This is a genomic window from Actinomycetota bacterium (assembly GCA_030774015.1).
Classification (GTDB): Bacteria; Actinomycetota; UBA4738; order UBA4738; family JACQTL01; genus JALYLZ01.
On record JALYLZ010000192.1, the window covers coordinates 1 to 9,748 of the forward strand.

14 protein-coding genes are annotated in these 9,748 nt (G+C 68.0%); 7 read left to right on the forward strand and 7 right to left on the reverse strand.

Going from position 1 to position 9,748, the window contains the following annotated elements:
* The coding region (locus M3Q23_18275; GenBank protein MDP9343997.1) for a transposase at positions 1-554 on the reverse strand (554 nt) is incomplete at its 3' end.
* A 137-nt stretch (positions 555-691) separates the two neighbouring features.
* Here M3Q23_18275 and M3Q23_18280 point away from each other — a divergent pair.
* Entirely contained in the window at positions 692-1,063 is a 372-nt protein-coding gene (locus tag M3Q23_18280; protein ID MDP9343998.1) for a hypothetical protein, read from the forward strand.
* 245 nt (positions 1,064-1,308) lie between these two features.
* Here M3Q23_18280 and M3Q23_18285 read toward each other — a convergent pair whose 3' ends face one another.
* From M3Q23_18285 to istA, 3 genes are all read right to left on the reverse strand, one after another.
* Positions 1,309-1,602 (reverse strand): helix-turn-helix domain-containing protein, encoded by a 294-nt coding sequence (locus M3Q23_18285; protein MDP9343999.1) that lies wholly within the window; start codon positions 1,600-1,602, stop codon positions 1,309-1,311.
* A 63-nt stretch (positions 1,603-1,665) separates the two neighbouring features.
* On the reverse strand, positions 1,666-2,649 hold the full coding sequence (locus M3Q23_18290) for a hypothetical protein (protein MDP9344000.1): 984 nt from the start codon (positions 2,647-2,649) through the stop codon (positions 1,666-1,668).
* A 116-nt stretch (positions 2,650-2,765) separates the two neighbouring features.
* Positions 2,766-3,590 carry an IS21 family transposase gene (gene istA, locus M3Q23_18295; GenBank protein MDP9344001.1) on the reverse strand — a complete coding sequence of 275 codons (825 nt, stop codon included), beginning with the start codon at positions 3,588-3,590 and terminating at the stop codon, positions 2,766-2,768.
* Between the two features lie 623 nt (positions 3,591-4,213).
* On the opposite strand from istA, the gene M3Q23_18300 reads away from it, so the two are divergent.
* Positions 4,214-4,693, forward strand: coding sequence for an Allene oxide cyclase (locus tag M3Q23_18300; GenBank protein MDP9344002.1), 480 nt, complete (start codon positions 4,214-4,216; stop codon positions 4,691-4,693).
* Between the two features lie 75 nt (positions 4,694-4,768).
* On the opposite strand, the gene M3Q23_18305 is transcribed toward M3Q23_18300, so the two are convergent.
* A complete protein-coding gene (locus tag M3Q23_18305) occupies positions 4,769-5,092 on the reverse strand; it encodes a hypothetical protein (protein ID MDP9344003.1) in 324 nt (107 codons plus the stop codon).
* A gap of 73 nt (positions 5,093-5,165) precedes the next feature.
* Here M3Q23_18305 and M3Q23_18310 point away from each other — a divergent pair, with 73 nt between their 5' ends.
* Complete coding sequence (locus M3Q23_18310) at positions 5,166-5,996, forward strand: hypothetical protein (GenBank protein ID MDP9344004.1); 831 nt, start codon at positions 5,166-5,168, stop codon at positions 5,994-5,996.
* 174 nt (positions 5,997-6,170) lie between these two features.
* Here the strand turns inward: M3Q23_18310 and M3Q23_18315 are convergent, their stop codons facing one another.
* Positions 6,171-6,329 (reverse strand): hypothetical protein, encoded by a 159-nt coding sequence (locus M3Q23_18315; protein MDP9344005.1) that lies wholly within the window; start codon positions 6,327-6,329, stop codon positions 6,171-6,173.
* Between the two features lie 348 nt (positions 6,330-6,677).
* Here M3Q23_18315 and M3Q23_18320 point away from each other — a divergent pair, with 348 nt between their 5' ends.
* The 3 genes from M3Q23_18320 (at position 6,678) to M3Q23_18330 (ending at position 8,884) form a co-directional block, all read left to right on the forward strand.
* Positions 6,678-6,884: a cold-shock protein gene (locus tag M3Q23_18320; GenBank protein MDP9344006.1), complete on the forward strand. Its 207-nt coding sequence runs from the start codon at positions 6,678-6,680 to the stop codon at positions 6,882-6,884.
* 57 nt (positions 6,885-6,941) lie between these two features.
* Positions 6,942-7,373 carry a DUF1918 domain-containing protein gene (locus M3Q23_18325; GenBank protein ID MDP9344007.1) on the forward strand — a complete coding sequence of 144 codons (432 nt, stop codon included), beginning with the start codon at positions 6,942-6,944 and terminating at the stop codon, positions 7,371-7,373.
* A gap of 296 nt (positions 7,374-7,669) precedes the next feature.
* Positions 7,670-8,884 carry a saccharopine dehydrogenase NADP-binding domain-containing protein gene (locus M3Q23_18330; protein ID MDP9344008.1) on the forward strand — a complete coding sequence of 405 codons (1,215 nt, stop codon included), beginning with the start codon at positions 7,670-7,672 and terminating at the stop codon, positions 8,882-8,884.
* A gap of 64 nt (positions 8,885-8,948) precedes the next feature.
* Here M3Q23_18330 and M3Q23_18335 read toward each other — a convergent pair whose 3' ends face one another.
* Positions 8,949-9,179 (reverse strand): Lrp/AsnC ligand binding domain-containing protein, encoded by a 231-nt coding sequence (locus M3Q23_18335; protein ID MDP9344009.1) that lies wholly within the window; start codon positions 9,177-9,179, stop codon positions 8,949-8,951.
* Positions 9,180-9,402: 223 nt separating this feature from the next.
* Here M3Q23_18335 and M3Q23_18340 point away from each other — a divergent pair, with 223 nt between their 5' ends.
* Entirely contained in the window at positions 9,403-9,654 is a 252-nt protein-coding gene (locus M3Q23_18340) for a hypothetical protein (GenBank protein MDP9344010.1), read from the forward strand.
* Positions 9,655-9,748: the final 94 nt, after the last annotated feature.

The following is a 9,748-nucleotide window of genomic DNA, read 5'->3' on the forward strand; positions in this document are numbered from 1 at the left end:
CAGAGATCCGGCGGAGGGCGCTCGTGGAGGGAGCCTCCAAGCGTTCGATCCGCAGGGACTACGGGGTCGGGGCAGAGACCCTCGAGAAGATCCTCGCGAACACCGAGCCACCGGGGTACCGGAGCAGGTCCCAGGGCCTCGGCCAGGGCGGCCTCCACGTCCCTCACCGACAGGCCCCGGACGAACCCCGCGATCACGAGCGACTCCAGGGCGTTGGTCTTGGTGACCCCGGCCCCCAGGAGGCGGGAGGCGAAGGCCTCATCGGTGCCCCGGAGCTTGGGGCGCTCCAGGGTGATCGGCCCCGCGGTCGTCTTCACGGTGAGCGGGGCGAAGCCGTTGCGGGAGCCGGCCCGGGCCTCCCGGGCCAGGGCGCGGCGCTCGTAGCGGTTGCGGCCGAGGAACTCGGTGATCTCGGCCTCCAGGGCCGACTGCAGGAGCAGCCGGGCCCCAAGGCGTGCCACCTGCTCCAGGGTCTCGCCGAGGTCTCCCTCGGCGCCGAACAGCTCGTCGATGTCGGCGCGGATGCTCTCGGTGGGCGATACTCGTGCGGTCACGGGTGTGGGCCTCCTTCTGCTGAGTTGTCAGCTCTCGGGAGGAGCCTACGCCCGTGGTCTATTTACACCGAGGAAGGGTCGCCACCGTCACAGCAGGTGTCCGCATCAAGGGCCATGATGACCGAGGAGAATAGGCGATGCACTTGCGCAGATGGTTAGCGGCGTCCGTCCTCACCGCGCTTGTCGTCGGTGTGGGAGCAGGGGTCGCCGTCGCCAACAGAGAGGGGTCTCGATCGCAACCGACCCGTCCTCTCATCGGTGGGTGGCCGGACGACGTCGACGGAGACGAAGTGATCTCCGACAGCGGCGCGGAGCGCATCCCGATACTGATCAAGGCCGTCGGCGATCATGGCGTCGAGGGCTACATCCGGTTCAATGATCTCGAAGGCGGACCTCAACCCGTGACACCTGAAGAAGCCGTGCAGATGTCAGGCCGTGAGCGGGTCATTCCGGTGTACACAGAGGACGGTGAGACGGTCATCGACACATACACCTTGGCTGGCACGTGACCAGTCGCTGACATCCCCTTGCTGGAGCGTCTCAACCGCCTAGTTCGGCCCGTAAGGTCCACCGTCGGCCGCTTGAGGCACTCTTAGCCGCATCCTCGTTCGATTCCGGCCCCAGGGTCCGATGTCATACGTGGGCTCGCAGACGAACGGCGAGCTTGCAGGGCTTGGGGCGCCGGGCCCGGTTCCAGGCTCGATCGTCCGCCCGGGCGGCCCGGTACCGGTGTCGGCCACCGTGGCGGGCGATCTCACGGCTGATGGTCGACGGTCGCCCGTCGCAGCCGCCCGGCGATCGTGCGAACGGAGACGCCTTCGGCCAGTCCGCGTGAGATCTCCTCACGCTCGGTCAGTGACAGCACCCGCGGCGAGCGACATCGCGTGGCCGGCACGTACCCGCCGTTGGACGCCACCACACCGTGGATCGAGCCGGGCTGCCTGCCGAGCGCCCGTCCGATCTCGCTGAGTGACTCGCCCTCCTTCCACCGCGACCACAGCTCCCGCTTCTGCTCGGGATTCAACCCCGGCCGTCCCCTCTGCGCCATCCGCCCACCTCCCGGTCGAGACCGCACCATCCTCGGTGTTGCGTCGACCGGTAGAACTCAAGGCTACTTGCTTCGGTCCTCCAGTTGGACGTCTGTCAAGCCCCGCTGACGGAGGCCTTCCAGCACCACCAGTTCGATCGTTTCCCGGGGGATGCCAGCGAGGCCGCCCTCGGCTTGGATGATCACGTCCATGGTGACCTCGGTGCTGTGGGCGCTCAGGGGAAGCACCGCGACTTTCACGACGTCACGGGCTTTGCTGCCCGGGATGCCCTTGACCGTCAGCGTGATCGATGAGATCGCGGCGGCCGGAGCCGGTAGCTTCCCCCCGCGGGCGGCTGCTCCCTCTGCACTATCGGGTCCCGCCGAGGCGTCCGGTCCCGCCTCGGGCTGGCCCGGCGCCTCGTCAGCCTGCGGTCCCGTTCCCTTCCGATCGGCCAGCAGCTCCTTGATGGCCGCAGCTCGGACCAGGAAGGTTCCGGGCTGGAACTGAACCTCGCTGGGGTCGACCCGCTGGGCGAACCTGAGGACGGCGTCATCGGCGTCCCACGCCGACCCGCTGGACATGCCGAACAGGCCCTTGGCGACGCCTTCCACGAGAGCAGCGCGAAGCACCTGGGGACCGGCCAGCTTGGGCAGCCGTGGGAGCCTGGCGAAGTAGCCGAGGAGTTGGTCCAGCTCCACGGCGTCCGTGCCCTCCGGGAGCAACCCGAAGCGGTTGGCGAGCAACGCGGCCGGGGCGAGCGTCGACTCAACCAGGCGGTCGGCTCCTCGCAGGTATTCGACGACCCTCGCGCCGACCTTCGCGTCCACCCGCGCAGGGCCCAGGTCGATGTGGTCCAGCTTCACGCCGCCCGTGTCGCTCTCGCCCAGCAGGAGCAGGTGCCGGTAGGCCTGCACCACTTGCTGGGGAAGGCGCTCCTCCGCCGCGGTGAGCCGCTTATCGAGCTGCTCGCGCTGTTCGGCGTTGAAGCGGTTCAGCCGGTAGCGATCGCCCTTGATGTCGCTCAAGGCGGCCAGCGTCCGGGCGGACGCCCGGGCCTTGCTCATCGCCGCAGCGTCGGCAGCCGCGAGCATGACCGCGTTCCGGTTGGACCGGAAGGCCGGGTCGACCTCGTCATCACTACAGCAGACATCACGGGTTCTCCTTCCCCGCCCTCGGGTGGCTATTGAGTTCGGGGAAGACGTCTCACGTCATGTTGACAGAGAGGGTTCAGCTCGGCGAAGGACGCGAGGGACGGGACGGGCACCATGAAGTTGCGCCGGCCGTAGCCGACCAGGCCCTCGACGTGGCCCTTCTCGTTTCCCCGGGCCACCCGGCAGAACCGGTGGGCGAACAGGAAGTGGCTCTCCAGGCGCAGGAACTCCCCGGTCAGCTCGCGGTCCCGTCCGATCACCTTCCTGACCGCGATCGTGGTGTTGTCGTACGCCGTCCTGGTCGGCACGCCCCCGAAGAACGAGAACGCGGCGACGTGGGCGGCCTGGAAGGTCTCGGTGCACTCCCGGGGGTAGGCGGAGACGTGGAAGGCATCGGAGTAGGGAAGGCTCATCACCGCGAACGCCGCCTTGCGGCGCACCCCGGCGATCTCCACGGTGGCGTAGCCGAAGTCGAACTGGGCCTCACCGGGCGGGTGGGACAGCGGGACGAACACCTCCCGGGCGTGGCGGTGGTGCCGGGCCACCGCCTCCTTGACCTGGGTGATGCCCCCGGGGTAGCCGTACTCGTCGCGGAGGCGGCAGAAGATCCTCTTGGCCGTGTGGCGCTGCTTGGGGGGCGCCTCGGCATCGGCCGCCAGGATCTCGGAGATCACCCCCAGGTAGGGCCCGAGCTTGGTCTTGGGGCGAGCCACGCTCTGCCGGTACCCCGGCGGCTCGGGGTTGGCGAGGATCTTGCCCAGGGTCACCCACCCGATGCCGTAGTCCCTGCGGATCGATCGCTTGGAGGCGCCCTCGACGAGCACCTTGCGCCGGATCTCGGTCCACTCCTGCATGTCGCTGCGCACTCCCTCTCCCGTTCTGCGGGCTTCCCTTCCGGGAGCCTGAGGGCGAACTCGAGCAGAACGGGGATGTCGGGGGTGCGACAGGTTTCGACCGGCCTTTTCAGCCTAGGGGTGCGACCGTTTTGGACCGGCGTTCATAGATGCGGCTGCATTGGGGAGCCAGGACTATCCGGGCTATGCGGGAACTGTGCGGCGGCTCGCGACCGACGTCGGTCGGATGCAAGTGGCCCTACAGGGCGGGCTCGCCGGCTTCATCGGATCAACGAAGGCGGTCAAGGCCGCGACCAGGGACATGACGGCTCTTTCCGAGTCAGGCTTCACCTGCCCCTGATCCGGCGTCTTACCGGAGGACGGGCGAATGGCCCACCGGCGCCGGCTCGGCGTGCGCCCAATGGCCGGGCTCCGGACCGACACCGGGAACCCAATGGACGCGCCGGTCACACGCTCGGCAGTGAGAAGCGAACCGAGCGAGCTCCCGCTCCAAGGTCACCCTTCGTGGTGAGCAGGTGCATCCCAAGGCGGACAGGCTGACTAGCGGCCGAACCGCTCGATATTTGCGACTGCGGCCCCTACCAGTAGAGAATCTGGCGTTCCTAACAGGGAGGGAGGGGGCCATGCGACGGAAACTTGCGGTCGTCGTTGCCGGCTTGCTGGTGGCCGGTGGCGCGGGGACCGCCTCGATCGTCGCGTCGTCGTCGGCGACCGCCACGACAGCGCTCACGGTGACCGAGCACGCAGTGACCGACCACATCACGGATGTCGGGAAGACCGGGCTCGGCCGGGGCGATCTGCTCACGTTCCACAACCCGATCTACGACTCGACAGATACCACCGTGGTGGGGTCGGACCAGGGCTCCTGCATCCGGATCACCAAGTTCAAGGAAGGTAGCAAGAAGGGCTCCTGGGAATGCCAGTGGACCACCTTCCTCGACAACGGAGCCAGCAGCATCACCGTCGAGACGCCCTACTACGACACTGGCCTGGGTACCGGGGCGATCACGGGTGGCACGGGGACCTACGCGGGAGCAAGCGGCTCGCTCGACCTTGACTGCTTTTCTCAGACCAGGTGCACGTTCAAGTTCAACTTGTCGTAGCAGATCGGATAGCCGGAACGGGCCGGGTGGTGCGCGCTACCGGCCGATCAAACGCGCCTCGGAGACTCCTGGGGTCTACCCCAGCATCGGGGAATGGCCCTCCGGCGCGGGTTCGGCATGCGCCCAGTGACCAGGCTCAGGGCCGACACCCTCGACCCAGTGCACCGTCCGGTTGCACCGATGGCAGTGCAGGACCCACGTGAGGAGTTCCCGCTCCAGCTCGCCCTTCGTCTGGAGGAGCAGCATCCGGAGCCGCTTCGCCGCGAGCATGAAGGGGTCGACCGGCCCGAATCCGGCGTCGTGGAGCTCTTCGATCAAGTCGTAGGCGTCTCTGGCTCGCTCTGCGATGGCGTGCACTGACCTCTCGAGGATCTCCCGCTCGCGCTGTCGGGTCGGCATGCCCGAATGGTATCCGTCCACGGCGACGCCCTAGAATCCGGGCCGGGACCGCTCAGGGAAGGGGGCTACCGCGATGCATCGGGCCCGCACCTACCTCTCTTTGGCGTGTGTTCTCGTCGTCGTCTTCGGTGTCACGGCGGCGCCGTCTTCCGCCGTCACACTGAGCGGGGACCGACCTGCCGCCAAGCAGTGCGGCGAGTGGCGGTGGAACATCAAGACCCTGTCGGACAAAGACGCGGGCAAGGTCAACTTCAAGCCGAAGGACCGGGGGGTGAACTATCTGCGGGGGCTGGCCGCCCCGAAGGACCTGTCGAGCGACACCCCCCGGATCCAGAAGGTGGAGTTCACCACATACTCCCTGAAGGTCCATCTCCTGAGGGCCACGTTCGAGGACGACAGCGACGTGCACCTGGTGGTCTCGGCCCCTGCCAATAAGGCCCATACCATGATCGTGGAGTTCCCAGACACCACCTGTCAGGGAGCGGCCGGCTCGAAGAAGAAGAAGGTCATGAAGCAGGCTCGGGACGACCTGCTCGCGGCCTGCCCTCCCATCAGTCATTCCTCGTTCACCAAGCTGAAGGGCACCGCCACCATCACCGGGGTGGGGTTCTGGGACGAGATCCACGGCCAGTCCGGGGTGGCCCCGAACGGCATCGAACTGCATCCGGTCCTCAGCTTCCACGGCTCTTGCTCGGCGGCCGGCGGAGGCGGTGGCGGCGGTGGTGGACAGAACTGCACTCCCGGTTACTCGCCGTGCCTCGTCGATCACAACGGGGCCGACTACGACTGCTACGGGGGCGGAGGGGACGGCCCCTACTACACGAAGCCCGGCGTCACCTACAAGGTGACGGGATCAGACCCGTACAACCTAGACTCCGATGGTAACGGTCTGGGCTGCGAGTAAAGCCAGGGCGGGCTGATGGGAGTCCGCGAGCTGGCCCGCAACGAGGAGGCTCTGGAGACTGACGCCTTCGCACAGGCCGCGGTGGGTGAAGGGCTGCGGGCCTTGAACCGTGAAGACAACACCACCCCGACAACGCTGCGGGGCCGATATTCAACAGGCCTTCTCGAATCGGTCCTAGTACATGTCTGCGGGGTGGCCGTACATGTCTCCGGGCTGCACGTACATGTCGGCTGGCTGAGATCCGTGGCGGTAGTGGTGGTACCGGGCACCAGTTCCGAACACCAGGGCCAGGACGGCCACCGCCAGCAGGACCCACATGAAGATACGTCTCATTCCGCTACCTCCCTGCTCGAAGCCTACGAAGGGCCGAGGGCCGCGCACCATGCTGTCGACGCGAGAATCCGCGCCCTCAGGGCAAACGCCTTCGGCGAAGGGCGTGGCTGCCCCACTGCCCGCGCGGGCAAGGTCTGACCCGATCCGCCCCCTACGAGGCACGACATAGTTTCGGCGGCAGGCCAGCCCCGGCGGGGTGGGCAGTCAATGGCGGATCCCTCCCCCTGCTATGGTGCAGGCTGAGGGCACCGATCGCGGTTCGCTTCGAGCAGTTCCCTCCTCGGCATCCCGCCGGGTGCTCGACGGGCAGCACCAAGGCCCGTGGGCGAGGAGAGGAGGGGATTGCGCATGGCAACCGGCACCGTGAAGTGGTTCAGCTCCGAGAAGGGCTACGGCTTCATCACCCCCGATGACGGCACCGCTGACGTGTTCGTGCACCACAGCGCCATCGCCGGGGAGGGATACAAGAACCTCGACGAGGGGCAGAAGGTCGAGTACGAAGTGACCCAGGGGCAGAAGGGACCGCAGGCCGCGGGCGTGAAGCGCGCCCCGTAGCAGACCCCCCGTCGAGCCAGGCAGGGAGGGAGGGCTCGAACCGTGCAAGGAGGTCGTGTGGCCAGGAAGGGTGATCTCATCGTCGTCAATCCGCGGAACGTCGGCGGGCCGGCCCGGGAGGGGGAGATCATCGAGGTGATCGAACGCGACCTGCGGGTCCAATACCGGGTCCGGTGGAACGACGGACACGAGAGCTTGTTTGCCCCTGGTGCGGGTGCGGCAAGGATCGAGCCCGCCCGAGACCAGAAGAAGACCCGGTCCGAGGGGACCGCGCCCAAGAAGTCACCTGCCAAGGCGTCGACGGCCAAGAACTCAGCGGCCAAGAAGGCGTCCGCGAAGACAATCACGGCCAAGAAGTTGACCGCCAAGAAGTCGACGGATAAGACGGCCAAGAAGTCGGCCGCCAAGAAGTCGGCCGCCAAGAAGTCGGCGGTGAGAAAGGTCGCAGCCACGAAGGCCGCGTCGCGAGGGCCGATCGGCCGGCGGTGAATCAGATGGCGGAAGCTCCCCGACCCGAAGTGGGTCTTGGCGCCTCAGGCCACCCGCCGCTAGGGGACCAGCGCCGGTCGGTGGGGTCGGTCCCCCCAGCGCCAGGTGCAGTTCCCGACTACTCCGCTGGGCGGGGTAGGCCGGGTCGACGACGAATGGGCCAGGGCAAAGCCTTGGGGACGACTCCGAGGCGGCCTCGTCCTCGCGCCCGGAAGGGGCAGGGTACAGCAGCATCCGAGAAGCCGACTGCGGAAGATGCTCGAGCGGTTCAGAGGAAGGAAAAGCGACCGCTCGACATCGTGCTCTTCGGGGCCACCGGCTTCGTGGGACGGTTGACGGCCGGCTACTTAGCCCGACACACTCCCCAGGGCGTTCGCATCGGGCTGGGCGGGCGATCCGAACAGAGGTTGTCGAGCCTTCGCTCGACGCTCGGCGGGGAGGCCTCGGCCTGGCCGCTCGTGGTGGCCGACTCGGACGATCCCGGGTCGCTGGCGGCGATGGCCGAGAGGACCCGGGTGGTGGCGACGACCGTCGGACCCTACCGACGCCACGGCCTTCCGCTGGTCGAGGCGTGCGCCGCAGCGGGAACCGACTACGCGGACCTGACCGGGGAGGTGCTCTTCGTTCGCAGCAGCATCGACAGCGCCGGCGCCGCCGCCGCGACCACCGGATCCCGCATCGTCCACGCGTGTGGTTTCGACTCCATCCCCTCGGACCTGGGGGTGGCCATGCTTCATGACGCGGTTCGCAGTGATGGCGCGGGGGACCTCGAGGAGACGACGCTCGTCGTCCTGGCGATGGGGGGTGGGGTCAGCGGCGGGACCATCGCTACTATGAAGCAGACACTCGAGGACGTCCGGACAAACCCCAGGCTCCGCGCGATCATGGGAGACCCCTACGCGCTGAGCCCGGAGCGCTCCGCCGAGCCCGACCTCGGCCCGGAGCCCGACCTGCGGTCGGTCCGCCGCGACCGCGAGCTCGGGATGTGGGTGGGGCCGTTCGTCATGGCGCCGTTCAACGCCCGGGTGGTCCGCCGGAGCAACGCCTTGCAGGGTTGGGCCTATGGCCGGCGGTTCCGGTACCGAGAGGTCATGGGGTTCGGCTCGGGACCGGACGGTCCGATCAGGGCCGGCCTCTTCACCTCCGGGGTCTGGGCACTCGGGGCGGGGCTGCAGTTCGGGCCGACCCGAACGCTGCTGGACCGGGTGCTGCCGGCGCCGGGCCAGGGACCCAGTGAGCGGACACGTCAGAGGGGTTTCTTCCGTATGGGCATCCACGCGCGAACCTCGGCCGGAGCCCACTACCTCGGTCGGGTCGCAGCGAAGGGCGACCCCGGCTACGCGGCCACCTCGGTGATGCTGGGGGAGAGCGCGCTGTGCCTTGCCGTCGACCGAGACCGGCTACCGGCCCCCGGAGGGGTCCTCACTCCAGCCACCGCCATGGGTCCCGCGCTCATCGAGCGGCTTCAAGCGGCGGGGTTCACCTTCGAGGTGCAGCGGCAGCAAACGTAAACGCCCGCGCTCGTGCTCCAGTCGCTTCCCGCCGGAGACGACGCGGCCCATGTCTCGGTTCCTTTCATAAGTGCACAACGGAGCACGTCATGGTGCGCGTTATGCCATCGACCTGCTGGATCTTGATCAACACCTGCCTGCTGAGATCGTCCAGGGTGCGAGCCTCGGCCCGCACGATGACGTCGTAAGGGCCGGTGACGTCTTCGGCCGAGAGCACGCCCCTGATGCCGCCCACTTCTCTGGCGACCTGCGCCGCCTTCCCTACCTCGGTCTGAACCAAGATGTAGGCGTCCACCGTTCGTCTCCTCCCATGCCACTGGCCTTTCGATGGGCCAAGGGGGGAAAGGGGGGAATCCCCGGTTCGAGTCATGGCCCCCCGGCCCTGGCATCGTATATCGGGGGTCACGCTCCCCCTGATCCAGGGGCTTGTGGACGAAGGGAGAACCCCGTGGGGTCCAGAAACTCGATCGCGGGCCTGAGACCGGCAGCGGCGGTCCGGTCTGCGACAATGCCGCGCCGTGATCCGCTCCCTCCTCTATCTCCTCCTGCGCCGGGTCCTCGGTCTGGTCCGTTCGGACGACCGCATTGCGGCCGAGGCCGAACTGGAGATCGCCGTGCTCAGACACCAGGTCGCGATCCTGCGCCGGCAGGTGAAGCGGCCGATCTACCGAGCATCCGACAGGGCGTTCCTCGCCGCCGCGAGGAGGATGCTTCGGCGGGAGGCGTGGGGAGCGTTCCGTCTGGCCCGGCCCCGAGTGATCGTCACGTAGCCCACCTTGGTGAGCAGGGTCCGCTTGCGCCCATGGCGGGCCCTCCTGGCCCTCGGTCCCCGACCGGCCTCCAGACGGTGCAGCGCCTGGAGGA